Genomic DNA, 25,359 nt, shown 5'->3' with positions numbered 1-25,359 from the left:
GACAACAGATGGGTAGGAATCTGAGTGATGAGTAGGGGCGGACGCCACGCATACGCCGCAATCTCCGTGCTCGCGGCGGGAGCTCTCGTGCTCACCGGTTGCAGCAAGGGCGGCAGCGACAAGGGGAACGACAGCAACAAGGACAAGGAGAACGCGCAGCGGCAGCAGCAGTCGATCAAGTTCGGCACCGCGGCCGACTCCACCGGTCCCGCGGCCGAGGTACCGGGCGCCAAGAGCGGCGGCACGATGGAGGTCCTCCAGCGTGACAGCTACGCGCACCTGGACCCGGGCCAGATCTACGTCTCCGACGAGGGCTCCCTCGCGACGCTGATCCACCGTGGTCTGACCGGGTACAAGGCCACGAGCGACGACGGCTCCAAGCACGAGATCGTCGGCGACCTCGCCACCGACTCCGGCACCACGACGGACGGCGGCAAGACCTGGAAGTACACGCTCAAGGACGGCATCAAGTTCGAGAACGGCCAGGCGATCACGTCCAAGGACGTCCGCCAGACCATCGAGCGTCTTTTCGCCCCGTTCATCAACCAGGGCCCGCCCTACATCCAGCAGTGGCTCGCCGACACCCCGGGCGCGGACTACCGCAAGCTGCTGAAGGACGGCCCCTACAAGGGCAAGCACCTGCCGGACAGCATCCTGCAGACGCCGGACGACAAAACCATCGTCTTCAAGTTCAAGACCTCGCACCCCGACCTGCCGTACGCCCTCGCCATGGCGGGCTACGCGGTCGTCTCCGCGAAGGGTGACACCAAGACGAAGTACGACCGGGCGCCCGTCACGACCGGCCCGTACAAGATCGAGTCGTTCAAGTCCGGCAAGTCGATGGTCCTCGTGAAGAACACCAACTGGGACCCGAAGACCGACCCGATCCGTCACCAGTACGTGGACAAGTTCAACATCACGTTCAACCAGCAGTACGAGACGTCCACCAAGACGCTGCTGGCGGACACCGGCGCCGACCAGGCCGGCATCAGCTTCAACAACCAGGTCGACGCGGGCAACCTCTCCAAGGTCCTCGCCGACCCGAAGATGAAGCCCCGTACGGTCTCGGGCTTCCAGCCCTACGTCGGCCAGATGAACATCAACCTGAGCCACCCGGCGCTCAAGGACAAGAAGATCCGCGAGGCCATCGCCTACGCCCTGCCGATCACGCCGTTCGTGCGTGCCTACGGCGGCACCGCCGCGATGGAGGTCGCCGGCGGCCTCATCAGCCCGACCGTCAGCGGCTACGACGCCTCCTTCGACCCGTTCGGCAAGAAGAAGAAGCCGGCCGGTGACCCGGAGAAGGCCAAGGCCCTGCTGAAGGAAGCGGGCAAGGTGGGCATGAAGCTGACCTTCGGCTACATCAACACCCCTGAGGGCCAGCAGTACTCCACCGCCATGGCGGAGGGCCTGAAGAAGGCCGGGTTCGACGTCCAGCGCCAGGAGATCCCGGCCGAGACCTACTACGACCAGGTCAGCAAGCTGGACAACAACTACGACATCTTCCACACCGCGTGGGGTGCCGACTGGCCGTCCGCCTCGACCGTGATCCCGCCGCTGTACGACGGCCGCGGCATCGCCGACGGCGCGCAGAACTACTCGCAGGTCAACGACCCCAAGGTGAACGCGGACATCGACCGCATCAACAAGATCACCGACCCGGTCAAGGCCGCCGCCGAGTGGGAGAAGGTCGACCAGTACCTGGTCAAGGACGTCGTCAACGAGGTCCCGACCGGCTACTACAAGCAGACCCAGATCGCCGGCTCCAAGGTCGGCGGCCTGGTCTACGACGACGTGATCGGTGGCGTCGACCCGCGTCGCCTGTTCGTCAAGTAACCGTCGCCCTGACGGGGCCCGGCGCGCTCACCGCTCTGAGAGGCGGACGCGCCGGGCCCCGCCGGGCCCGCTGACGTCTGAGAGCTGCCCCTGCCATGCTGCGCTTCCTCGTTCGCCGGACACTCGGCGCCGCCGTCATCCTCTTCCTGCTGAGTATCGTCGCGTTCCTGCTGTTCTTCGGTATGCCGAGGGACCCGGGCCTGCTGATGTGCGGCAAGACATGCACGCCTGCCAACCTCGCGAACATCCATCATGTGCTCGGCCTCGACAAGTCGATTCCCGAGCAGTACTGGATCTTCCTGCACAACCTCGTGCTGGGCAGCAACGGCTTCGACCAGGGTCCGTGCCCCGCGCCCTGCTTCGGGTACTCGTACCACACCAACGAAGAGGTCTGGGGCACGCTGATGGACCGCCTGCCCACGACGGTGTCCCTGACGCTGGGTGCCGCGATCTGCTTCCTGATCGTGGGCCTGGGTACGGGCATGCTCGCCGCGTGGAAGCGCGGCACGCTCGTGGACAAGACGGTGACCGCCGGCGCGATGGTGCTCAGCTCGATGCAGATCTACTTCCTCGGCCCGCTGGCGCTGGCCGCTCTTGTCTACCAGAGCCACCTCTTCGACAAGCCCGCCTACAACGACTTCACCGCGAACCCGGTCAGCTGGTTCAGCGGGCTGATCATTCCCTGGGTGATCCTGTCCACGATCTTCGCCTCGCAGTACACCCGTATGGCGCGCTCGTCGATGATCGAGCAGCTCCAGGAGGAACACGTCCGCACCGCGCGGGCCAAGGGCATGTCACGCAAGTACGTCTTCTTCCGCTACGCCTGGCGCGGATCCCTGATCCCCATCGTCACCATCTTCGGCATCGACCTCGGCTCGCTGCTGGGCGGCGCGATCATCACCGAGTACACCTTCGGCCTCCCCGGCCTCGGCAAGCTCGCCGTCGAATCGGTCTTCTTCAGCGACCTTCCGCTGCTGCTGGGCGTGATGCTCTTCTCCGCCGCCATGATCCTGCTGTTCAACATCGTCGTGGATGCCTGCTACGCCTTCATCGACCCGCGCGTGCGGCTGTCCTAGGAGTTACCCGTGACCACTCTGACCAAGGAATCGGGCGCCGGTGCCCCGGCGGACTCGGCCGCCTTCCTCTCGGTGCGTGACCTGTACGTCCGGTTCAAGACCGAGGACGGTGTCGTCAAGGCCGTCGACGGGCTCTCCTTCGACCTCGAACGGGGCAAGACCCTGGGCATCGTGGGGGAGTCGGGCTCCGGCAAGTCGGTGACCAACCTGACGATCCTCGGCCTGCACAACCCGATGTTCACGACCGTCGAGGGCGAGATCGTGCTCGACGGCCAGGAGCTGATCACCGCCCGAGAGTCGGAGCTGGAGAAGGTGCGCGGCAACAAGGCCGCGATGATCTTCCAGGACCCCCTGACCGCGCTCTCCCCGTACTACACGGTGGGCAGGCAGATCGCCGAGCCGTTCTGGAAGCACACCGGGGCGTCGAAGAAGGCCGCCTGGGAGCGGGCGGTGGAGATGCTCGGCAAGGTCGGCATCCCCAACCCGAAGGAACGGGCGAAGGATTATCCGCACCAGTTCTCCGGCGGTATGCGGCAGCGCGCGATGATCGCGATGGCGCTGGTCTGCGACCCCGACCTGCTGATCGCGGACGAGCCCACCACCGCGCTCGACGTCACCGTGCAGGCCCAGATCCTCGACCTCCTGAAGAACCTCCAGCAGGAGTTCGGCTCGGCCATCATCTTCATCACGCACGACCTGGGCGTCATCGCGGACATGGCCGACGACATCATGGTGATGTACGCGGGCGGGGCGGTGGAACGCGGCACGGTGAACGAGGTGCTGCGCTCGCCCCAGCATCCCTACACGTGGGGCCTGTTGAACTCGATGCCGCGGCTGGACTCGGACCTCGGCACGCCGCTGGCACCCATCCCCGGCGCGCCGCCCTCCCTGCTGAGGCCGCCGTCGGGCTGCCGGTTCCACCCCCGCTGCACCTTCCAGGGCGAGGTCGGGGGCGCGCGGTGCGTGGACGAACTCCCGCTGCTCCCGGCGGGCCGGGGAGGCGCGTGTCACCTCACGGCCGAGCAGAAGCAGACCATTTTCATCGAGCAGATCAAGCCCCGGCTGCGGTAGGGAGAACAGCGTCATGAAGGAAGACGTCGTGAACGACGTGACGGCGGGCCCCACCACGCTGCCCGCTCCGCGCGCCGCCGGCGACAGCTCCGCCGAGCCGCTGCTGGTGGTCGAGAAGCTGGTCAAGCACTTCCCGGTCAAGGGCGGCTTCCCGGTCCGGCGCACCATCGGCGCGGTGCAGGCCGTGGACGGCATCGACCTGACGGTGAACGTGGGTGAGAGCTTCGGCCTGGTCGGCGAGTCCGGCTGCGGCAAGTCGACGACCGGACGCCTGATCACCCGGCTGCTGGAGCCCACCGGCGGCAGCATCACGTACCGCGGCCAGGACATCACGCACGCCGACCGCAAGCGGCTCGCGCCGATCCGCTCCGAGATCCAGATGATCTTCCAGGACCCGTACTCGTCCCTGAACCCGCGGCAGACCGTCGGAAAGATCATCTCCGCGCCGATGGAGGTCAACGGGATCAACCCGGAGGGCGGCCGCGAGAAGCGTGTCCGTGAGCTGCTGGAGATCGTCGGCCTCAACCCCGAGCACTACAACCGCTTCCCGCACGAGTTCTCCGGCGGCCAGCGCCAGCGCATCGGCGTCGCCCGCGCGCTCGCGCCGGAACCGAAGCTGATCGTCGCGGACGAGCCGGTCTCCGCCCTGGACGTCTCCATCCAGGCACAGGTCGTCAACCTCCTTCAGGACGTGCAGAAGGAACTGGGCATCGCGTTCCTGTTCATCGCCCACGACTTGGCGGTCGTACGGCACTTCTCGCAGCGCGTCGCCGTCATGTACCTCGGCAAGGTGATCGAGGTCGGCGACCGGGACTCCATCTACACCCGGCCCCGCCACCCCTACACCCACGCCCTGCTCTCCGCGGTCCCCGAGGTCGAGCTGGAGGAGTCCGACAAGGTCCCGCGGGAGCGCATCCGGCTCGCGGGCGATGTGCCCTCACCCATCTCCCCGCCCTCCGGCTGCCGCTTCCGCACCCGCTGCTGGAAGGCGCAGGACAAGTGCGCGGCCGAGGAACCGCCGCTGGTCCGGATCTCGGGCAACCGCGAGGGGCACCTGACGGCGTGCCACTTCCCGGAGGAGCCGACCACCGAGGCCCGTGACGAGGACATCGTGCTGGACCCGGCCCTGGCGGCCCTGGAGGACACGTCCGAGGGGCACTAGGACGTCCTGCCGTACGAAGGGGGCCCGCCGCTGCCGCGTGCGGGCCCCCTTCTGTGGTGAGGGCGCTCCGGGCGGCCGCCGCCTTCTCGTGACGGGCGGGCCGCCCCGGTGCCGGCCGCCCGTCTCCCCGGGCCGGTTCGGCCGGCATGCGGCCCGAGGCCCTGGTTCCGGATGCTCAGGACCGGCCGGCGACCGCCGAGGCCGACGCGTCGGGGTCAGGCCCGGCCGGCGACCGTGATGATCTCGGGCGCGGTGGGGGAGAGCGGTCGACGCCCCCAGTCCCCGTACTGCTCGCGCACGATGAGCCCGGCCTCGCCGAGGAACTCCCTCAGGGCGTCCGCGTCCAGGAACCGCAGCGTGCTGCGGCTGACCCGCGGCCGCCCCCAGCGCGCGTGCTCGAACGTCTCGCTGAACGTCACCCGGTCCCCGAGCACCGGTGTCTCGACCTCGTGCCGGACCCGTACGGCGTCCCCGTGCGCGTCTCTCACCTCGCGTGCCCGCTCGGGCCGCCACGTCTCCCACGCCCGGACGGCGGGATTGCGGGTCTCGAAGACGAACCGCCCCCCGTCGCGGAGAGCCTGCCGTACGACGGCCAGCGCGGAGCGCACCTCCTCGTCGCCGACGAGCACCTGGAACGCGTGCCCCGTCATCACGACGAGGTCGAACTCCCGCTCCCAGCGCACCGATCCGAGGTCCCCGAGCACCCACTCGACCTCCGCCTGCCCGCGCGCCTGCACCAGCATGGCCGCGGCGGGATCGAGCCCGCACAGCCGCCCCGCGTGACCGGCCTCCCGGGCACGCGCCAACAGGCGTCCCGTCCCGCATCCGACATCGAGCACGGACCGCGCGGACATCACCAGATCCAGGTAGAAGTCGTCGCTCGGACCCCAGGGATTCAGCACGTCGTACAGGGCGGCGAGCGAGACGTCACTGAACGAACGGTCAGTCATCGAAGCAGTCTCTCAGCCCGCGCGGTCATCCGAAACCACTGATCGACAAGGAATCGGGTGAGCAAGCGGGCGGGAATAATGGCAGGTTGAACGGCCGGGACAGGGGAGCCGGACCACGACGGGCTCCGGCACCGCTCGCGAGAATCGGGACGAGATGCTGCACCACATCGAGCTGTGGGTACCGGACCTGGAGCGGGCCGTACGCTCCTGGGGCTGGCTGCTGGAGCGGCTCGGGTACATGCCCTACCAGGACTGGCCGGACGGCCGGAGCTGGCGGCTGGGGGAGACCTACCTCGTCTTCGAGCAGTCGCCCGCCCTGACCGCGGACCGCCACGACCGGCTGCGCCCGGGACTGAACCACCTCGCCTTTCACGTCACGAGCCGCGCCGAGCTCGACATCCTCGTCGCCGAGGCACCGGCGTACGGCTGGACCCTCCTGTTCCCCGACCGCCACCCCCACGCGGGCGGCACCGCCCACTGCGCCGCCTACCTGGAGAACGCGGACGGCTTCGAGGCCGAACTCGTGGTCAGGCCGGACGACGGGGAACCCGGCGAGGTCAGCGGATGATCCGGCCGCGCAGCACGATCCGGCGGGGGTGCCGCAGGACGCCCGGTTCCTCCCGGGGGTCCGCGCCGTCGGCGACGGTGTCCGCGGGGACGGACGGGCGCTCGAAGGTGATCCGGTCGCCGAGCGTCCAGAGGTCGCGTACGACGCCGTCGGGCAGGATGGTCCCGCGCAGGTGGAAGGCCATGGGGCGACAGTCTGCCGGTGGCCACGGCGCACGGCAACGCCCGTTTCCCGCAGGCTTGTTGACGTCGCGGCAACCCTCGACCCGCCGGTCGCGTTAATCGCTCGACATCGAACGGGCGGCCCGGGATGCTTCACCCCGATGACTTCACGGAAACGTACGGACATGCCCAGCGCCTGGGACGAGCGCGCCCAGCTGACCACCTTCCTCGACTACGCCCGCGCCACCGCCCGCGCCAAGTGCGAGGACGTGTCGCCCGAGGACGCCCGCAAGGCTCCGCTGCCCGGGTCGCCGCTGATGACCCTGAGCGGGCTGATCAACCATCTCCGCTGGGTCGAGTACTACTGGTTCCAGGTGGTCTTCCTGGGCGAGAAGGACGAGGGACCCTGGACGGATGAGGACCCCGACCGCGAGATGCGCATCGCCGTCGACTTCCCGCTGCCGCAGTTGCTCGACGAGTACGAGGAACAGAGCGCCCGCTACCGCACGTTGGTGGCCGCGCACGATCTCGACACCAAGGCCGAGCGGGCGGGCCGTGACGGTACCCACGTCGACCTCCGCTGGATCGTTCTCCACCTCGTGGAGGAGACGGCCCGTCACAACGGACACCTTGACATCCTGCGCGAGCTGGCCGACGGCCGGACGGGCGACTGACCATGGGAGAAGCAGAGTTGACGCACCCCACCATCCGTACGATCACCTTCGACTGCTCCGGTGATCCCTACGATGTCGGGCTGTTCTGGAGCCGGCTGCTCGGCCGGCCGCTCGCCGACGACGACAAGCCCGGTGACCCGGAAGCGGTGATCGAGGACCCGGCCGGTGGCCCGACGCTTCTGTTCGTGCGGGTCCCGGAGGGCAAGACGGTCAAGAACCGCGTCCACCTCGACCTGACCCCGCACGGCCGCACCCGCGACGACGAGGTCGAACACGCCATCTCCCTCGGCGCCCGCCGGGTCGCGGACCACATCCGCCCCGACGGCAGCGGCTGGGTTCTCCTCGCGGACCCCGAGGGCAACGAATTCTGCATGGAGCGCGGGGCGTTGGGCTAGCCGGACCCTGTTCCGGTCCGCGGTTCCGTGACGGCCGGCGCGACGTACCCGGGTCGGTTCGAGCCAAGAACCGGCCGGTGTACGGCAGTTGCCCCCGTCACCCGGCCGGGGCGTCTCCCGCCTTGCCGTAGCGGCGGAAGGCGTCGGTCCTGACCGTCCGCGGACCGAACGGGACGGCATCGCAGAAGATGTACGAGGCCTTGTTCTGGTAACGGGCCCTGCAGGGCTCGGAGTACACCTCGATCGTGCCCGTGCGGGGATCGACGATCATGTAGTGGGCGATGCCCATGGCCGGGTACTCGGCGAGCTTCTCGCCGTAGCCGTTGTCCGGGTTGGACGGGGAAACGATCTAGATGACCGCCGGCACCTGGGTGGCGTCGACGGAGAGTCCCTCTTCGTCGAGCACCTCCTCGGGGATGACGACCGCGTCCGGGCGCCGCATACGGCCGATTCCCGGATGCTCGATCTCGGGGCCGTTCTCGCAGACGTAGCCGGGGTGGGTGGAGGGAAGCTGCTCGTTGAGCTGGTTGCGGATACGGCGGACGGTGCCCTCGTGGCGTTTCGAGGGGCTCAACATGGCGAGGAAGGCTCCGGAAGGGCCGATCTCGACCTCCCACGACCCCTCGAGCTGCTCGGCGTACGCCGTCAGCTCCTCGGCGATCACGCGCATCTTCGCGTAGTCCATGTCCTCAGGGTAGCGAGCCCGTGATCCCGCGCCGCGTCCATGACGAAGGCCCGCACCGGGACGGTACGGGCCTTCGTTCCCCTGGAACCGGCGTTCATGGGCTCGGGTCAATGGGCCGGGAAAGTCGGTTCCTGAAGGGGGCGGCTGACGGAAAAGGGGTGTGTCAGACCGCCGCCTCGGGGCTCTTGGCGAGACGCTGGGCCGGGATGGTCTCCGTCGTCTCCGGGTAGTGGCAGGCCGTCAGGTGGCCGTCGTTGCTGCCCGAGATCTGCACCAGCGGCGGAGCCTCGGTCGCGCACTTCTCCGTCGCCTTCCAGCAGCGGGTGCGGAAGCGGCAGCCCGACGGCGGGTTGAGCGGCGAGGGCACGTCACCCTTGAGCAGGATGCGCTCACGGGCCGGGACGTCGTCCGCGGTCGCCTCGGGCACGGCGGACATCAGCGCGCGGGTGTACGGGTGGCGCGGGTTGTCGTACAGGTCCTCGCGGTTGGCGATCTCGACGATCTTGCCGAGGTACATCACCGCGACGCGCTGCGAGAAGTGCCGCACGATCGCGAGGTCGTGCGCGATGAACAGGAACGCGATGCCCAGGTCCCGCTGGAGGTCCTGGAGCAGGTTCACGACCTGTGCCTGGATGGAGACGTCGAGCGCCGAGACCGGCTCGTCCGCGACGATCAGCTTCGGCTCCAGGGCCAGCGCGCGGGCGACGCCGATGCGCTGGCGCTGGCCGCCGGAGAACTCGTGCGGGAAGCGGTTGTAGTGCTCGGGGTTGAGGCCGACCGTCTCCAGCAGCTCACGGACGCGCTTCTCGTGGCCGCCGGGCGTCTTGATCCCGTTGATCTCCATCGGACCCGAGATGATCTTGCCGACCGTCTGCCGCGGGTTCAGCGAGGCGTACGGGTCCTGGAAGATCATCTGGATCTCGGAGCGGACCGGCGCGAGCTGCTTGCGGTCGGCGTGCGTGATGTCCTGGCCGCGGTACCTGATGTTGCCGCCGGTGGGCTCCAGCAGACGCGTGATCAGCCGGCCCGTCGTCGACTTGCCACAGCCGGACTCGCCGACCAGACCGAGGCTCTCGCCCTCGGCGACCTGGAAGTCGAGACCGTCCACGGCCTGGACCGCGCCGATCTTCCGCTTGAAGGGGAAGCCGCCCATCACCGGGAAGTGCTTGGTCAGTCCGGTGACGTCCAGGAGGGGGTTCGTGTTGCTCATGATCGTGAAGTCCCGTCTCAGTTACGTCAGTGCGACCGGGTCGCGGCGTAGTCGGCGAAGAAGTCGCGGCGCTGGTCCGCCGTGAGGTGGCAGGCGGCCCCGCGCCCGTCCGTGACCTGGAGCGGCGGCTGCTCGCTGGAGCAGTGGCCGTTCGTGACCTTCTCCGCGAAGGTGCACCGCGGGTGGAAGCGGCAGCCCGACGGCGGGTTGAGGAGCGAGGGCGGCGAACCGGGGATCGGCGACAGCGGCACGTCGACCGGTCCGTCCAGGCTCGGCATCGAGCCGAGCAGGCCCCAGGTGTAGGGGTGCTGCGGCGCGCGCAGCACCTCCTTCTTGGTGCCCCGCTCCACACACCGGCCGCCGTACATCACCAGCACGTCGTCCGCGATGTCGGCGATGACACCGAGGTCGTGGGTGATGAAGATGATCGCCGTGCCGAACTCCTGCTGGAGGTCCTTGAGCAGGTCCATGATCTGGGCCTGCACGGTGACGTCCAGCGCGGTGGTCGGCTCGTCCGCGATGAGCAGCTCGGGGTCGCAGACCAGCGCCATGGCGATCATCGCGCGCTGGCGCATACCGCCGGAGAACTGGTGCGGGTAGTCGTCCACCCGGACGTCCGGCTGCGGGATGCCGACGCGGCGCAGCATCTCGATCGCCCGCAGCCGGGCCTCCTTCTTGGAGGCGCCGGTGTGCTTGCGGTACGTCTCGCCGATCTGCCGGCCGATGGTGTGGTACGGCGACAGCGAGGCCAGCGCGTCCTGGAAGATCATCGACATCTTGTTGCCGCGCAGCCGCTCGAGCTCCCGCTCGGAGGCGGTCAGCAGCTCCTTGCCGTCGAGCAGGATCTCGCCGTCGATCGCGGTGCGCTCACGGTCGTGCAGACCGAGGATCGTCAGGTTCGTGACGGACTTGCCCGAACCCGACTCGCCCACGATGCCGAGCGTCTTGCCCTTGGCCAGGTCGAAGGTGAGACCGTCGACGGCCTTGACGACGCCGTCCTCGGTGGAGAAGTGGACCTTCAGATCCCTGACGGACAGGAAGGGCTGCTGATCGGTGCTCGTCACGGGGACGCTCCTGGGGGGTGATGCGAGGGGTAGCTTGCGGGGCGGCGGGTGAACGGCGGCGGGGCCGCCGGTCAGGCGAGCCGGATCCGCGGGTCGATGAAGGCGTAGACGGCGTCGACGACGATGTTGAAGAAGACGATCGCCCCGGAGGCCACCAGGGTCACGGCCAGCAGCATCGGCAGGTCGTTGGCCTCGACGGCGGTCACGGCGAGCTTGCCGATGCCCTGGAGGCTGAAGACCGACTCGGTGATGATGGCGCCGCCGATCAGGGTGCCCAGGTCGATGCCGAAGATCGTGACGATCGGACCCATCGCGCCGCGCCAGGCGAAGCGGAAGAACACCGAGCGCCGGGACAGGCCCTTGGCGCGTGCCGTGCGCACGTAGTCCTCGCTGAGCTGTTCCACCAGCTGGGAGCGGGTCATACGGGTGTAGTTGGCCGTGAAGATGATCGACAGCGTCAGCCAGGGCAGCAGCAGGCCGCCGGCCCAGGCGCCGGGGTTGTCGGTGAACGGCGTGTACGAGGGCTGCTCGAGGATGCCGAGCTGCTGGACCAGGAAGTACATCGCGATGTAGCCGACGAAGTAGATCTGGAGCGAGGAGCCGATCAGCGAGAACGAGCTGGCGATCTTGTCGGCGGCCTTGCCCTGCTTGACCGCGGCGATCATGCCCGTGCCGACGCCGATGATGAGGAAGAAGACCGAGGCACCGAGTGCGAGGGAGAGCGTCGTCGGCAGACGGTCCATGATCGTGCCCAGGACCGGCTCACGGTTGGTGAACGAGAAGCCGAGGCAGGGGGCGTTGCAGTTGCCCAGCCCGCCGTAGTCGCGCCCGGCGAAGATGCCCTCCAGCCAGTGCCAGTACTGCACCGGCAGCGGGTCGGCGATCCCGAGGTTCACCCTGACCTGCTCCAGGAGGTCCTTGGTGCAGACCTTGCCGCACGCCATGCGGGCAGGGTCACGCGGGATCGCGTAGAAGAGCATGAAGGTGACGGCGCTGATGATCAGCAGAATCACAAGTGCGCCGAGAATACGGCGGACTAGAAAACGGAACATGTGGCGTGACTTTCCGGACGGGGCGCCGTCGCCGGGGGTGTGGGGAGAGGTGCGAGGAGGGGAGGGACCGGGGCGGCGGCACGGGTGCCGCCGCCCCGGAGCTGGATCAGGCCTTCGCGGCGTAGACCTTGCCCAGCGCGATGCAGGTGTTGCCGGAGTCGTAGATCACGCCGCCGACCTTGGAGCCGTGGAAGTAGTTGCGGATCGGGTTGTAGTCCGGAACCACGGCGGCGAGCTGCATGATCTGCTCGTCGATGTCGCCCCACATCTTGGCGGCCTTCTTCGCGTCGGGCTCGATCGTGGCGGCGGCGATCGCCTTGTCCACGCTCGCGTCCTTCAGCTGCGGCCAGTTGACACCGCCGTCGGCGATCTGGCTGCTGTCGAAGCAGGGCTGGATGACCGCGTAACCGGCCGGCCAGTCCGGGCCCCAGCCGGCGGCGAACATGTCGTACTCGTTGTCGAGCTGGCCGATCTGGCTGTAGAAGGAGGTCTTGTCGACCTGCTTCACGACCGGGGTGAAGCCGGCCTTGGTCAGCGCGGTCTTGATCGCGACGGCCTGCTTGACCGCGTTGTCCGACTGCTGCATGGCGACGACGATGGTCTGGCCCGTCTTGCCGGCCTCCTTGAGAAGGGACTTGGCCTTCTCGGGGTCACCCATGGGCTTCGTCTTCTTCTCGTAGAGGTCGAAGTCCTTGTGGCCCGGGGTGAGGGGGCTGATGATCGTGGTCGCGGTCGCCGTGGAGAGCGAACCGCCACGGATCTGCTGGAGCTGCTTCGACGGCCACGCGAAGTTGAGCGCCTGGCGCACCTTGGCGTCGGTGACGCGCTTGGTGTTGATCGCGAAGTAGTAGCAGGTGGTGTCGACCTGGGTCAGGACGCGCTTCTTGAGCGTCGGGTCCGTCATGACCTTCTGGATGCGCTCGGCGGCGACCTCGTTGAGCAGCGACAGCGTGAACTGGTCGTTGCCGTTGTCGGCGATGTAGCGGTCCGTGGAGGCCAGCGACTGGAAGCCGAACTGGAACACGAACTTGTCCGGGTACGCGTTGCGCAGCGGGTCCGTCTCGGCGACCCAGTGCTCGTTGCGGACCAGCGTCGCGCCCTTGCCGATGCTGCGGCTCTCGATCTTGTACGGGGCGCAGGAGAGCGGGTGCTTGTCGTACTTCTCCTTGGTGTCGTGCTTCTTGGGCACGATGGAGAAGCCGCGCATGGCCACCATGAAGTTGAAGTCGGCGTGGGCCTCCTTCAGCTTGAACGTGATGGTCTTGCCGTCGACCTCGATGGAGTCGAGGTGCTTGCCGCCGTAGGGGCCCTTGTACTTGTCGCCGCCGACGAGCCAGCCCTGCGGGTAACGGGGACCCTGGGTGACGAAGGAGGCGAAGAGGCGCTCGAAGGTGTGGCGCACGTCCTCGATCGTGACGTCGGCGCCGTCCTCCCACTTCACGTTGTCCTTCAGCGTGAAGGACCAGGTCTTGCCGCCGTCGGCCGCGGTGCCGGCGTCCGTGGCGAGGTCACCCACGAGCGTGGTGCCGCCCTTGGAGTCGACCTTGTAGCCGGTCAGGCCGCGCAGGAACAGGACCGAGCAGGCACCCTCGTACGAGGAGTAGAGCTGAGCCGGGTCCAGGTGGTCCCAGTCGATCTGGTCGAGCGTGTAGATCGTGCCGCCCTTGACCGCGCCGGGGACCTCGGGAGCCGCTCCGGTGGAGTCCGCCTTGGTGCCGACCGCGATGGTGGCCGCCTTGGCCTTGGCCACGGACGGAGCCTTGCTGTTGCCGCTCCCGCCGTTGCCGCTGCTGCAGGCGCTCAGGACCGTGGTGGCACCGGCGGCCACACCGGTGGCTATGAGGAAGTTTCTGCGGGAAAAGGACATGGCTTACCTGCCTATTGGTGGTTGAGTGACAGACGGGCAATCAGCCGGACGACTACGACCGGGGCTGGGGGGATGGACGTCAGCGCTTGGACTTCGGGTCGAGTGCGTCGCGGACCGAGTCTCCGAGCAGGTTGAAGGCGAGGACGAAGATGATCATCGAGACGCCCGGGAAGATCATGAAGGTGATGTCTTCCGTGTAGAAGCCGGCACCACGCTGGATCATGACGCCCCAGTCCGGGGTCGGGTCCTGGATTCCGACGCCGAGGAAGGCGAGTCCCGCTTCGGCCGTGACGTAGGCCGGCAGCATGAGAGTCGACTGGATCAGGATCGGTGTCCAGAGGTTGGGCAGCAGCTCTTTGAAGACGATCCGGCGCGAGGACGCGCCGGTCACCTTCGCCGCCTCGACGAACTCGCGCTCCCGCAGGCCGAGGACCTGGCCGCGCAGCAGACGCGCGATGGAGGCCCAGCCGAAGGCGGAGAGGACGAGGATCAGGCAGGTGGCGCGCAGCCAGGTCGGGACCTCTTCGTTGAAGGGCACGAAGAGCGCGTAGACGACCGGCATGAACGCGATGAAGAACAGCGTGGACGGGAACGACAGCAGGATGTCGATGACCCGGCCGACGAAGTAGTCCGTCTTGCCGCCGAGGTATCCCGCGGTGATGCCGATGACGACACCGACCACCGTGGTCAGCAGCGTGGCGGCCGTGGCGATCATCAGCGACGTGCGGATGCCGTACAGCAGGAACGTGAAGACGTCGCGGCCGAGCTGGGGTTCGATGCCGAACCAGAAGCTGCCGTCGATGCCGCCGTTGGGCTTCACCGGGAAGGCGAAGTCGTTGAGAAGGCCGTCCGTCTCCTGGCCGTACTGCTCGTACGGGTTCTTCCCGTACAGCTTGGCTATCAGCGGCGCGCAGATCGCGATCGCGAAAAAGAAGACCACGATGTACGCGGAGATGACACCGGTGCGGTCGCGCTTGAACCGCGTCCAGGCGAGTCGTCCGGGGGAGCGACTCTCCGAGCCCTTGGGGTTGGAAGACGGAGCCGGGGTCTTGCCGGTCTCGTCGGTCACCTCAAGTGGGGCGGCCGCGGATGGAGTAGGGGGGGTCATGATGCTCCAGGCCCGAGGGGGTCAAGGGCTCCGCAGGGCGCTCCCTACGGGCTACGCCGGACTTTTTCAACGCAATTCATGCAAGGTCAATAAAATCTCGGTCGCCTTGGTTTTGTCTTTACTTTCTTTGCCTTGACTTGACTCCAGCGTAACTACGCGTGTAGCGCACTGTGGCCGTTCTGTGTCCGGATTCGGGCTAAAGGGGCTAAACGGTCAATGAGTTCGTTATCCGGACGCCGGAGTCTCGGAATGCGTACATCTCGTGCACTGGAATCAACGGTTCCGTATCGAAGAGCGGAGACCTGTTGCGTCGAAGGTCAAGATCGTCTGTGCCGATGGTCAAGATCATTTGACGGAGTGTCCGGAGTGCCCCCTTCCGGATGGATCGCCACTCGGAAGGGTGGGGTAAATGTGCGATGTGCACCGTATGGGCAGATATTGGGCCCTAAAGCCACACTGCACCGGAGCCGGTCGTCCGACCCCGGCGCCGGCGGCACAGCGCACTCTTGAGGAGGCACACCATGCGTGGAGCCACGCACGCCAAATGGGCCGCATGCGCGGTGGCGGTAGCCCTCGCGGCGTCCGCCTGTGGGGGCGGAGGGGGCGGAAGCAGCAGCGGCTCCGGCACGGTCAGCGCCTCCTGGGGGGACCCGCAGAACCCGCTGGAACCGTCCAACACCAATGAGGTGCAGGGCGGCAAGGTCCTCGACATGATCTTCCGTGGGCTGAAGCGGTACAACGCCGAGACCGGCGCCGCCGAGGACATGCTCGCCGAGAAGATCGAGACCTCGGATTCGCAGAACTTCACGATCACGGTCAAGGGCGGCTGGAAGTTCAGCAACGGCGAGGCCGTCACCGCGCAGTCCTTCGTCGACGCCTGGAACTACGGCGCCAGCCTGAAGAACAACCAGAAGAACGCGTACTTCTTCGGCTACATCGAGGGCTACGACAAGACGCACCCCGACACGGGCACCCAGAGCGCCGACACCCTGTCCGGGCTCAAGGTGACCGGCACGAACACGTTCACCGTCAAGCTCACCCAGAAGTTCTCGACGTTCCCGGACACCCTTGGCTACGCGGCCTTCTCACCGCTGCCCAAGTCGTTCTTCAGCGACCACGCCGCCTGGGTCGCGAAGCCCATCGGCAACGGCCCGTACACCATCGACTCCTACGCCAAGGGCTCACAGATGGCCCTGGTGAAGTGGGACGACTACCCCGGCGACGACAAGGCGAAGAACGACGGTGTGACCCTCAAGGTCTACACGGACAACAACACCGCCTACAACGACCTCCTGGCCGGAAACCTCGACCTCGTCGACGACGTGCCCGCCGCCCAGCTCAAGAACGCCAAGAGCGACCTGAACGGCCGGTACATCAACACCCCGGCCGGCATCATCCAGACGATCGCCTTCCCGTTCTACGACCCGAAGTGGAACACCAGCGGCGCCACGAAGGTCCGTCAGGGGCTGTCCATGGCGATCAACCGCCAGCAGATCACCGACACCATCTTCCAGAAGACGCGGACGCCCGCGAGCGACTGGACCTCACCGGTGCTCGGCGAGAAGGGCGGCTTCCAGGAAGGCCTGTGCGGCAAGTCCTGCGACTACAACCCGTCCGAGGCCAAGAAGCTGGTCCAGGAGGGCGGCGGACTGCCCGGCGGCCAGGTCAAGATCTCGTACAACGCGGACACCGGCTCCCACAAGGAGTGGGTCGACGCCGTCTGCAACTCGATCAACAACGCCCTCGGCAACGACAAGGCCTGCGTCGGCAACCCGATCGGCACCTTCGCCGACTTCCGCAACCAGATCGGGCAGCACAAGATGCCCGGTCCGTTCCGGGCCGGCTGGCAGATGGACTACCCGCTGATCCAGAACTTCCTCCAGCCGCTGTACTACACCAACGCCTCCTCCAACGACGGCCAGTGGTCCAACAAGCAGTTCGACAGCCTCGTCAACCAGGCGAACGCGGAGACCGACACCACCAAGGCCATCCAGCTCTTCCAGCAGGCCGAAGGGGTCGTGCGGGACAACATGGCCGCCATCCCGCTCTGGTACCAGAACGGCAGCGCCGGCTACTCGGACAAGGTCTCGAACGTGGCGCTGAACCAGTTCAGCGTGCCCGTCTACAACGAGATCACCGTCAACTGAGCCGCCCGGGGCGGGCCGCTCGCACCGGTCCGCCCCTCTATCCCCGGAGCACTCATGGGACGGTACGTCGTCCGGCGTCTGCTGCAGATGATCCCGGTCTTCATCGGCGCCACCCTGCTCATCTTCGTGATGGTGAACGTGATGGGCGACCCCATCGCGGGCCTGTGCGGCGAGCGGAAGTGCGACCCCGCCACGGCCGCCCAGCTGCGTGCGGAGTTCGGCCTCGACAAGCCCCTGTGGCAGCAGTACCTGACCTACCTCGGCCACATCTTCACCGGCGACTTCGGCACCGCGTTCAACGGGCAGCCGGTCACCGAGCTGATGGCGTCCGCGTTCCCGGTCACCATCCGGCTGACGATCGTCGCGATCTTCTTCGAGATCGTCATCGGCATCACGCTCGGCGTCATCACCGGTCTGCGCCGCGGGCGGCCCGTCGACACCGGCGTCCTGCTGCTCACCCTCGTGGTCATCTCCGTGCCGACCTTCGTCACCGGTCTGCTGGCCCAGCTCCTGCTCGGCGTCAAATGGGGCTGGATCAAACCCTCGGTCTCCACGGACGCCACCTTCGGCGAGCTGATCGTGCCCGGCCTGGTGCTGGCCTCGGTGTCCCTCGCGTACGTGACCCGGCTGACCCGGACCTCCATCGCGGAGAACAAGCGGTCCGACTACGTCCGCACGGCCGTCGCCAAGGGCCTGCCGCGGCGCCGGGTGACCCTGCGGCACCTGCTGCGCAACTCACTGATCCCCGTGGTCACCTTCATCGGCACGGACATCGGGGCGCTGATGGGCGGCGCGATCGTCACCGAACGGATCTTCAACATCCACGGGGTCGGCTACCAGATCTACCAGGGGGTCGTGCGCCAGAACACCCAGACGGTCGTCGGCTTCGTGACCATCCTCGTCCTCATCTTCATGGTCGCCAATCTGCTCGTCGACCTGCTGTACGCCGTACTCGACCCGAGGATCCGCTATGCCTGAGCAGCCGCCGTACGAGGAAGAGGAATTCCACCACGGCCCCGAGGGCCCGCCGCCGGAGGACCTCGCCATCGCCCCGACCGGCTTCGGAGGCACGATGGACCTCGGGACGAGCGAGGCGGAGACCCTGGAGAAGACGCCGGGAGGGCCGGAGGGCACCGGGCCGAAGGAGAAGCCGCGCTCCCTGTGGTCCGACGCCTGGCGGGACCTGCGCCGCAACCCCGTCTTCATCATCTCCGGACTCGTCATCGTCTTCCTGGTCGTGATCTCGATCTGGCCCTCCCTGATCACCTCCCAGAGTCCGCTCCAGTGCGACCTCTCCAAGGCGCAGCAGGGCTCGCAGTCCGGACACCCCTTCGGCTACGACGGGCAGGGCTGCGACGTCTACACGCGGACCGTGTACGGGACCCGCGTCTCGATCAGCGTCGGCGTGCTCGCCACGGTCGGGGTCGCGCTCCTCGGCTCGTTCCTCGGCGGTCTGGCCGGCTTCTACGGCGGGATCGGCGACTCGATCCTGTCCCGGATCACCGACATCTTCTTCGCGATCCCCGTCGTGCTCGGCGGTCTGGTCCTCCTCTCCGTGGTGACCAGCAACACGATCTGGCCGGTCGTCGGGTTCATGGTGCTGCTCGGCTGGCCCCAGGTCTCGCGTATCGCGCGCGGCTCGGTGATCACCACCAAGGAGAACGACTACGTCCACGCGGCCCGCGCGCTCGGCGCCTCCAACTCCCGGATGATGCTGCGGCACATCACCCCGAACGCGATCGCGCCGGTCATCGTCGTCGCGACCATCGCGCTCGGCACGTACATCTCGCTGGAGGCGACGCTGTCGTACCTGGGGGTCGGTCTCAAGCCCCCGACGGTCAGCTGGGGCATCGACATCTCCTCGGCCTCCGCGTACATCCGCCAGGCCCCGCACATGCTGCTGTGGCCGGCCGGCGCGCTCGCGATCACCGTGCTCGCGTTCATCATGCTCGGCGACGCGGTGCGCGACGCCCTCGACCCGAAGCTGAGGTGACCGCCGTGCTGCTCGAAGTGCGCGATCTACAGGTGGAGTTCAGGACCCGGGACGGTGTCGCCAAGGCCGTCAACGGGGTCACGTACAGCGTCGACGAGGGCGAGACGCTCGCCGTGCTCGGCGAGTCCGGCTCCGGCAAGTCGGTGACCGCCCAGGCCGTGATGGGCATTCTCGACATGCCGCCCGGGAAGATCACCGGCGGCGAGATCCTCTTCCAGGGCAAGGACCTGCTGAAGTTCAAGGAGGAGGAGCGGCGCAAGGTGCGCGGCGCCGAGATGGCGATGATCTTCCAGGACGCGCTGTCGTCCCTGAACCCCGTGATCAGCGTCGGAGACCAGCTCGGCGAGATGTTCATCGTGCACCGCGGGATGAAGCGGAAGGAAGCCCGCGCCAAGGCGATCGAGCTGATGGAGCACGTGCGCATCCCGGGTGCCGCCGAGCGCGTGCGGGACTATCCGCACCAGTTCTCCGGCGGTATGCGCCAGCGCATCATGATCGCCATGGCGCTGGCCCTGGAGCCCGCCCTGATCATCGCCGACGAACCGACCACCGCGCTGGACGTCACCGTGCAGGCCCAGGTCATGGACCTGCTCGCCGAACTCCAGCGTGAGCTCCACATGGGGCTCATCCTCATCACCCACGACCTCGGGGTGGTCGCGGACGTCGCCGACAAGATCGCGGTGATGTACGCGGGCCGGATCGTCGAGACGGCTCCGGTCCACGACATCTACAAGGCACCCGCCCACCCCTACACGAAGGGGCTGCTGGACTCGATCCCCCGGCTCGACCAGAAGGGCGGGGAGCTGTACGCCATCAAGGGACTGCCGCCCAACCTGATGCACATCCCGCCGGGCTGCGCCTTCAACCCGCGCTGCCCGATGGCCCAGGACATCTGCCGCACCGAGGTGCCGCCGCTCGCGGAGGTCGACGCGGACCGCGGCAGCGCCTGCTTCTTCTGGAGGGAGTGCCTCGATGACTCAAGCCGCGACTGAGCCGCTGCTGGAGGTCAGCGGACTGGTCAAGCACTTTCCGCTCACCCAGGGAATCCTGTTCAAGAAGCAGATCGGGGCGGTCAAGGCCGTCGACGGCGTCGACTTCCACCTCGACCGCGGCGAGACCCTCGGCATCGTCGGCGAGTCCGGCTGCGGCAAGTCGACGGTCGCCAAGATGCTCGTCAACCTGGAGCGGCCCACCGAGGGGGCGATCAAGTACAAGGGCGAGGACATCACCCGGCTGTCCGGCAAGGCGCTGAAGGCCGTACGCCGCAACATCCAGATGGTGTTCCAGGACCCGTACACCTCGCTCAACCCGCGGATGACCGTCGGCGACATCATCGGGGAGCCGTACGACATCCACCCCGAGGTCGCGCCGAAGGGCGACCGGCGGCGCAGGGTCCAGGACCTGCTGGACGTGGTCGGCCTCAACCCGGAGTACATCAACCGCTATCCGCACCAGTTCTCCGGCGGCCAGCGCCAGCGCATCGGCATCGCGCGGGGCCTCGCGCTGCGGCCCGAGATCATCGTCGCCGACGAGCCGGTCTCCGCGCTCGACGTCTCGGTGCAGGCGCAGGTGATCAACCTGCTGGACCGGCTCCAGGCCGAGTTCGACCTCAGTTACGTCTTCATCGCGCACGACCTGTCGATCGTGCGGCACATCTCCGACCGGGTCGGGGTGATGTACCTCGGGCGGATCGTGGAGACCGGCAAGGACGTCGAGATCTACGACCATCCGACGCACCCCTACACGCAGGCGCTGCTGTCCGCGGTGCCCGTGCCGGACCCGGAGGCCCGGGAGCACCGGGAGCGGATCATCCTGCACGGGGACGTGCCCTCGCCCGCGCACATCCCGTCCGGCTGCCGGTTCCGCACCCGCTGCTGGAAGGCACAGGAACGCTGCACGCTGGAGGTGCCGCTGCTCGCGGTGCCGGCCGAGTTCCGGCTCATCGCGGGCCCGGCCGCCCACGACTCGGCCTGTCACTTCGCGGAGGAGAAGCGGGTCGTGCCTCCGGAGGGGCCGTCCGACGGACCGACATAGCGCCACAAATGTGAGCGAACGTCGTTAACACGCAGGCAACTTGACGGAAGCGGTACCGATATACGGACGCGGCATGGTGAACACCGTACGGCCGTGCGGGTGCCGTGAACGAGCCGGGGTGTCGCCATGTCACCCCGGCTCGTTGCTTTTCCGGTGGGTCAGTTCGTTCCGAGGGAGCGCTTGAGGAAGTCCACCTGGAGGAGCAGCAGGTTCTCGGCGACCTGTTCCTGCGGGGTCATGTGCGTGACCCCCGACAGCGGCAGCACCTCGTGCGGGCGGCCTGCGGCCAGCAGTGCCGAGGAGAGCCGCAGCGCGTGCGCCACCACCACGTTGTCGTCCGCGAGGCCGTGCACGATCATCAGCGGCCGGTGCGTCTCGGCGGGCGCGGCGAGTCCCTCGTCGGTGACCAGCGAACTCTTCGCGTACACCGCCGGGTTCGTCGCCGGGTCGCCGAGGTAGCGCTCCGTGTAGTGGGTGTCGTACAGCCGCCAGTCCGTGACCGGGGCGCCCGCGATGCCCGCGTGGAAGACGTCGGGGCGGCGCAGCACGGCGAGTCCCGCGAGCCAGCCGCCGTACGACCAGCCGCGGATCGCCACCCGGGACAGATCGAGCGGGAACCGCTCGGCCAGTCCGTGCAGTGCCTCCACCTGGTCGTCGAGGGAGAGCGTCAGGTCGTCGCGGATCGCCTTCTCCCAGGCGGGGGAGCGCCCCGGCGTGCCGCGGCCGTCGGCGACGACGACCGCGAAGCCCTGGTCGGCGAACCACTGCGAGGTGAGGTGGGAGTTGTGCGCGGCCAGCACCCGGGGGCCGTGCGGACCGCCGTAGGGGTCCAGCAGGACCGGTAGGGGATTGTCGCCGTCGTAGTCAGTAGGCATAAGCACGGCGCATGGGATTTTCTGTGCGCCCCCCTGTGTGAGTGTCACGCGCGGGGACAAACCGGGATCTTCGGCGTACGAGGAGATGGTCGCCGTCTTCTTCCCCTCGCGCAGCACCTGCACCTGGGCGCCCGGCCGGTCGAGCACCGACGACACGAGGACGGTCACGCCCCCGGCGCGCACGGCCGAGTGCACGCCGGGCTCCTGCGAGACGCGCTCCAGGCCGAGTTCGTTCACCCGGTACACATGTACTTCACCCGTTTCGGGCGAGTTCGCACCCTCGCCCGCCGAGGCCGCGATCAGCACGTCGTCGGTCGAGACGTCGAGCACCGCCCGGACATGCAACTGGGCTCCGGTCAGCGGGCGTTCGCCGAAGGCCAGGACCCGCGCGCCGCCTTCGTCGGCGATCCGCACGAGCTGTCCGCCGGGGCTCCAGCACGGCACTCCAGGGAAAAGATCAAGCCAAGTTGGATCTTCATCCGCGTGCACCATCCGGGTCGCCCCGGTGTCCGGGTCCACGGCCAGGAAGAGCTGGCTCCGCTGGTCCCTCGCCTGCACCAGGAGCAGCGGCGCACCGGCGGCTGACCAGTGCGCATGTGCCAGATACGGGTAGCGGGACCGGTCCCAGGAGACCTCGGTGCGTACCCCGTCGAGCCCGAACACGTAGAGCCGCACCTCGGCGTTGGCGCTGCCCGCCACCGGATAGGCGACCCGCTGCGGATCGGTTTCCGGGTGCGCCGGATCGGAGATCCACCAGCGCTGTACGGGCGTGTCGTCGACCCGCGCGACGAGCAGCCGGTCCCCTTCGGGCGACCACCAGAAGCCGCGCGAACGCCCCATCTCCTCGGCCGCGATGAACTCGGCCAGTCCGTAGGAAACCGTGCCGGGGCCCGTGGCCGGCTCCGGCTCCGCGAGGGCCCGGTCGCCCTCGCCCTCGGCCCCGACGACCCGCAGCGCGCCCCCGGACACGTACGCCACGAGCGTGCCGTCCGGAGAGGGCCGCGGGTCGATCACCGGCCCGGGGACCGGGAGTTCACGCGTCGTGCCGGCCCGCAGCTCGGCCGTGAACAGACGCCCTGACAAGGTGAAACAGGCCAACTCGGCGGCTGCGTCGGTGGCGTACCCGACGATGCCCGCGCCGCCCTCGCGGCTGCGCTCGCGACGCGCCCGCTCCTCCGGGGAGAGGTGCTCGGCCGCCCCGCCGAGCAGGGCCGCGGGGTCGGCCACCACCCGCTCACCGCCCTCCGGCACATCGAGGACCCACAGTTGGTTCGCCCGCTCCGTGCCGGAGGGGGAGCGCAGGAACACCACGCGGGAACCGTCGGGGGACACGGTGAACGCGCGCGGCGCGCCGGAGGTGAACCGCTGGGTGCGGGCGTACCGGCGCGGGAAGGAGAGAGGCTCGTTCGTCATGCCTCGACCATATTGGCCATGCGCCCCCTTGTGCGGCCGTGCGCCGATCGATGCGCGCGTACGGATAGTTATGATCACTAGCGCTGTGTGGGTAGGAACCTGCTGGCTGTTGTCAGGCTGGACCGACCCTCGTGTCCGAACCCGTACCGGACCCCAAGTCCCTGGGAACTTTGGAGGTGAGCCGCCGTGGCACTCTCGATTTCGGCGGTGGTGCTGCTGGCGATCATCGTCTTTCTTCTGATCAAGAAGTCAGGACTGAAAGGCGGGCACGCGGTCGTCTGCATGCTGCTCGGCTTCTATCTCGCCTCCTCGACCATCGCGCCCACGATCAGCGATCTGACCACCAACATCGCGGGCATGATCGGAAGCATCAAGTTCTGATCCGCGCCGGGACCGTGGGGCGGGGAGAGCGACCGGCCGCGCTCCCCGCCTTCCCCGTCCGGCCTCCGCGAAACGGGCCGGTCCGTCCGCGCCGCTGAACGCCGGCCCTGCGGCCTCCGAGGCCGCACGGCGGCCGCCGTCAGGGTCGGCGCGACCAGGTCCGGCAGGCGGCCCGGCAGACGGCCTCCGGGCGGCCCGGCGGGGGGCCGGCGCCTCGTAGGGTGGGTTCCATGACGGAACTGCCCGACCGGCGTCTGCTCCTGGTGCACGCGCATCCGGACGACGAGTCGATCAACAACGGCGCGACCATGGCCCGCTACGCGGCCGAGGGCGCCCAGGTGACGCTGGTGACCTGCACCCTCGGCGAGGAGGGCGAGGTCATCCCGCCCGAACTCGCCCATCTCGCCCCCGACCGCGAGGGCGGACTCGGCCCCTACCGGACCGGTGAGCTGAGCGCCGCCATGAAGGAACTGGGCGTCGCCGACCACCGCTTCCTGGGCGGCGCCGGGCGGTTCCGCGACTCCGGGATGATGGGCGCCGAGCAGAACCACCGCCCCGGCGCCTTCTGGGCCGCGGAGGTCGACGACGCCGCCGACCACCTCGTGGAGGTGATCCGCGAGGTGCGTCCCCAGGTGCTCGTGACCTATGACCCCGACGGGGGCTACGGGCACCCCGACCACATCCAGACCCATCGCGTGGCCATGCGCGCCGCCGAGCTGGCCGCGGAGCCCGCCCACCGACCCGACCTCGGCGGCGCGTGGCGGATCGCCAAGACCTACTGGAACCGGGTGCCGCGCCCGGTGGCCGAGGAGGCGTTCGCCCGCCTTCGCGAGGCCCTGCCCGAGCTGCCGTTCGACCGGGCGGCGGCCGTCGGCGACGTGCCCGGCGTGGTCGACGAGGCGACCGTCACCACCGAGATCGACGGCTCCGCGTACGCCGCCGCCAAGGCCGCAGCGATGCGGGCGCACGCCACCCAGATCACCGTGGACGGGCCCTGGTTCGTCCTCTCGAACGAGCTGGCCCAGCCGCTCTTCACCACCGAGTACTACGAACTGGCCGGCGCCCCGCGGCCCGCGGCGCGCGAGAGGGACCTCTTCGAGGGGACCGGCACCGCCCCGGGGAGCGAGTTGTGACCGGCTTGGGCACGACGAGGACCACGACGACCCGGCGAGGGACGGATCCGCGATGAGCGTGAACGGACAGCGCGGCGGGGCGAGCATGCTCGCCCAGCCGCTGACACGGCCCTCGGGCGGGCGGATCGCCTCCTATCTGGGGCTTTTTCTGCTCGGTGCCGTGGTCGGCGTCGCCGGAGCGCTGGTGCAGCCGGGCTGGTTCCCGTTCGGGCTGCTGCTCGCTCTGGCGGGCGCCGCCGGACTCTTCCTGGGCGGCGCGCGCGCGGCGGGCTCCCGGGCCGGAGCCGTCGCCCCCGCGGCGGGCTGGATGGTCGCCGTCGTCCTGCTCACCGCCAGCCGACCGGAAGGGGACTTCCTCTTCGGCGCGGGGGTCGTCTCGTATCTCTTCCTGCTCGGAGGCATGGCTCTGGCTGTGATGTGTGCCACTCTCGGCCAGGGGCGGCAACCAGGCCCTTCCGGTGCCCGAGTTGGCAAGTGACGTACCAGTTCGCCGTATCGGTCCCG

25 protein-coding genes are annotated in these 25,359 nt (G+C 68.4%); 15 read left to right on the top strand and 10 right to left on the bottom strand.

Going from position 1 to position 25,359, the window contains the following annotated elements; genetic code table 11:
- Positions 1-27: 27 nt before the first annotated feature.
- From OG780_RS15570 to OG780_RS15555, 4 genes are all read left to right on the top strand, one after another.
- Positions 28-1,836 carry an ABC transporter substrate-binding protein gene (locus tag OG780_RS15570; RefSeq protein ID WP_328448618.1) on the top strand — a complete coding sequence of 603 codons (1,809 nt, stop codon included), beginning with the start codon at positions 28-30 and terminating at the stop codon, positions 1,834-1,836.
- Between the two features lie 95 nt (positions 1,837-1,931).
- Positions 1,932-2,912: an ABC transporter permease gene (locus tag OG780_RS15565; protein ID WP_328448616.1), complete on the top strand. Its 981-nt coding sequence runs from the start codon at positions 1,932-1,934 to the stop codon at positions 2,910-2,912.
- A gap of 9 nt (positions 2,913-2,921) precedes the next feature.
- Positions 2,922-3,983 carry an ABC transporter ATP-binding protein gene (locus tag OG780_RS15560; protein ID WP_328448614.1) on the top strand — a complete coding sequence of 354 codons (1,062 nt, stop codon included), beginning with the start codon at positions 2,922-2,924 and terminating at the stop codon, positions 3,981-3,983.
- A 13-nt stretch (positions 3,984-3,996) separates the two neighbouring features.
- Positions 3,997-5,145, top strand: coding sequence for an ABC transporter ATP-binding protein (locus tag OG780_RS15555; protein WP_328448612.1), 1,149 nt, complete (start codon positions 3,997-3,999; stop codon positions 5,143-5,145).
- A gap of 215 nt (positions 5,146-5,360) precedes the next feature.
- Here OG780_RS15555 and OG780_RS15550 read toward each other — a convergent pair whose 3' ends face one another.
- Entirely contained in the window at positions 5,361-6,095 is a 735-nt protein-coding gene (locus tag OG780_RS15550) for a class I SAM-dependent methyltransferase (RefSeq protein WP_328448610.1), read from the bottom strand.
- Between the two features lie 154 nt (positions 6,096-6,249).
- On the opposite strand from OG780_RS15550, the gene OG780_RS15545 reads away from it, so the two are divergent.
- Positions 6,250-6,663 (top strand): VOC family protein, encoded by a 414-nt coding sequence (locus OG780_RS15545; protein ID WP_328448608.1) that lies wholly within the window; start codon positions 6,250-6,252, stop codon positions 6,661-6,663.
- On the opposite strand, the gene OG780_RS15540 is transcribed toward OG780_RS15545, so the two are convergent.
- The gene (locus OG780_RS15540; protein WP_328448607.1) at positions 6,653-6,847 is read right to left on the bottom strand and encodes a hypothetical protein; all 195 of its coding nucleotides are present in this window, start codon (positions 6,845-6,847) and stop codon (positions 6,653-6,655) included. The two genes, OG780_RS15545 and OG780_RS15540, sit on opposite strands and share 11 nt — an antisense overlap.
- A gap of 162 nt (positions 6,848-7,009) precedes the next feature.
- Here OG780_RS15540 and OG780_RS15535 point away from each other — a divergent pair, with 162 nt between their 5' ends.
- Together OG780_RS15535 and OG780_RS15530 are read left to right on the top strand one after the other, a co-directional pair.
- The gene (locus OG780_RS15535; RefSeq protein WP_328448606.1) at positions 7,010-7,498 is read left to right on the top strand and encodes a DinB family protein; all 489 of its coding nucleotides are present in this window, start codon (positions 7,010-7,012) and stop codon (positions 7,496-7,498) included.
- A gap of 17 nt (positions 7,499-7,515) precedes the next feature.
- Positions 7,516-7,893, top strand: a complete 378-nt coding sequence (locus OG780_RS15530) for a VOC family protein (protein ID WP_328448604.1) — start codon at positions 7,516-7,518, stop codon at positions 7,891-7,893.
- 97 nt (positions 7,894-7,990) lie between these two features.
- Here the strand turns inward: OG780_RS15530 and OG780_RS15525 are convergent, their stop codons facing one another.
- The 7 genes from OG780_RS15525 to OG780_RS15495 form a co-directional block, all read right to left on the bottom strand.
- Positions 7,991-8,242, bottom strand: a complete 252-nt coding sequence (locus tag OG780_RS15525) for a Uma2 family endonuclease (RefSeq protein WP_328458150.1) — start codon at positions 8,240-8,242, stop codon at positions 7,991-7,993.
- Complete coding sequence (locus tag OG780_RS15520; RefSeq protein WP_328448602.1) at positions 8,243-8,578, bottom strand: hypothetical protein; 336 nt, start codon at positions 8,576-8,578, stop codon at positions 8,243-8,245.
- Between the two features lie 163 nt (positions 8,579-8,741).
- Positions 8,742-9,788, bottom strand: coding sequence for an ABC transporter ATP-binding protein (locus tag OG780_RS15515; protein WP_328448600.1), 1,047 nt, complete (start codon positions 9,786-9,788; stop codon positions 8,742-8,744).
- Between the two features lie 26 nt (positions 9,789-9,814).
- Positions 9,815-10,852, bottom strand: coding sequence for an ABC transporter ATP-binding protein (locus tag OG780_RS15510; RefSeq protein WP_328448598.1), 1,038 nt, complete (start codon positions 10,850-10,852; stop codon positions 9,815-9,817).
- 71 nt (positions 10,853-10,923) lie between these two features.
- Entirely contained in the window at positions 10,924-11,904 is a 981-nt protein-coding gene (locus OG780_RS15505) for an ABC transporter permease (RefSeq protein WP_328448596.1), read from the bottom strand.
- Between the two features lie 106 nt (positions 11,905-12,010).
- Positions 12,011-13,771: an ABC transporter substrate-binding protein gene (locus OG780_RS15500; RefSeq protein ID WP_328448594.1), complete on the bottom strand. Its 1,761-nt coding sequence runs from the start codon at positions 13,769-13,771 to the stop codon at positions 12,011-12,013.
- Positions 13,772-13,850: 79 nt separating this feature from the next.
- Entirely contained in the window at positions 13,851-14,879 is a 1,029-nt protein-coding gene (locus OG780_RS15495) for an ABC transporter permease (RefSeq protein WP_328448592.1), read from the bottom strand.
- 521 nt (positions 14,880-15,400) lie between these two features.
- Between OG780_RS15495 and OG780_RS15490 the strand changes: the two genes are divergently transcribed.
- The 5 genes from OG780_RS15490 to OG780_RS15470 are packed head-to-tail and all read left to right on the top strand — an operon-like array spanning position 15,401 to position 21,053.
- Entirely contained in the window at positions 15,401-17,026 is a 1,626-nt protein-coding gene (locus tag OG780_RS15490; protein ID WP_328448590.1) for a peptide ABC transporter substrate-binding protein, read from the top strand.
- Between the two features lie 54 nt (positions 17,027-17,080).
- Positions 17,081-18,004: an ABC transporter permease gene (locus tag OG780_RS15485; RefSeq protein ID WP_326785698.1), complete on the top strand. Its 924-nt coding sequence runs from the start codon at positions 17,081-17,083 to the stop codon at positions 18,002-18,004.
- The gene (locus OG780_RS15480) at positions 17,997-19,019 is read left to right on the top strand and encodes an ABC transporter permease (protein WP_443062164.1); all 1,023 of its coding nucleotides are present in this window, start codon (positions 17,997-17,999) and stop codon (positions 19,017-19,019) included. The genes OG780_RS15485 and OG780_RS15480 overlap by 8 nt, the downstream gene beginning before the upstream one ends.
- A gap of 5 nt (positions 19,020-19,024) precedes the next feature.
- Positions 19,025-20,011 carry an ABC transporter ATP-binding protein gene (locus tag OG780_RS15475; protein ID WP_328448587.1) on the top strand — a complete coding sequence of 329 codons (987 nt, stop codon included), beginning with the start codon at positions 19,025-19,027 and terminating at the stop codon, positions 20,009-20,011.
- The gene (locus tag OG780_RS15470) at positions 19,992-21,053 is read left to right on the top strand and encodes an ABC transporter ATP-binding protein (protein ID WP_326785696.1); all 1,062 of its coding nucleotides are present in this window, start codon (positions 19,992-19,994) and stop codon (positions 21,051-21,053) included. Before OG780_RS15475 ends, OG780_RS15470 begins: the two co-directional genes overlap by 20 nt.
- A 158-nt stretch (positions 21,054-21,211) precedes the next feature.
- On the opposite strand, the gene OG780_RS15465 is transcribed toward OG780_RS15470, so the two are convergent.
- Positions 21,212-23,341 (bottom strand): S9 family peptidase, encoded by a 2,130-nt coding sequence (locus OG780_RS15465; RefSeq protein WP_328448584.1) that lies wholly within the window; start codon positions 23,339-23,341, stop codon positions 21,212-21,214.
- 186 nt (positions 23,342-23,527) lie between these two features.
- On the opposite strand from OG780_RS15465, the gene OG780_RS15460 reads away from it, so the two are divergent.
- From OG780_RS15460 to OG780_RS15450, 3 genes are all read left to right on the top strand, one after another.
- Positions 23,528-23,722, top strand: a complete 195-nt coding sequence (locus OG780_RS15460) for a hypothetical protein (RefSeq protein WP_037620693.1) — start codon at positions 23,528-23,530, stop codon at positions 23,720-23,722.
- Between the two features lie 230 nt (positions 23,723-23,952).
- Positions 23,953-24,855, top strand: a complete 903-nt coding sequence (gene mshB, locus OG780_RS15455) for an N-acetyl-1-D-myo-inositol-2-amino-2-deoxy-alpha-D-glucopyranoside deacetylase (protein WP_328448581.1) — start codon at positions 23,953-23,955, stop codon at positions 24,853-24,855.
- 52 nt (positions 24,856-24,907) lie between these two features.
- Positions 24,908-25,333: a DUF6113 family protein gene (locus OG780_RS15450; RefSeq protein ID WP_328448579.1), complete on the top strand. Its 426-nt coding sequence runs from the start codon at positions 24,908-24,910 to the stop codon at positions 25,331-25,333.
- Positions 25,334-25,359: the final 26 nt, after the last annotated feature.

It is taken from the genome of Streptomyces sp. NBC_00386 (assembly GCF_036063235.1).
Classification (GTDB): Bacteria; Actinomycetota; Actinomycetes; order Streptomycetales; family Streptomycetaceae; genus Streptomyces.
Note: the sequence above shows the minus strand (reverse complement) of the source record. Positions and strands in the feature narration are given on the sequence as shown.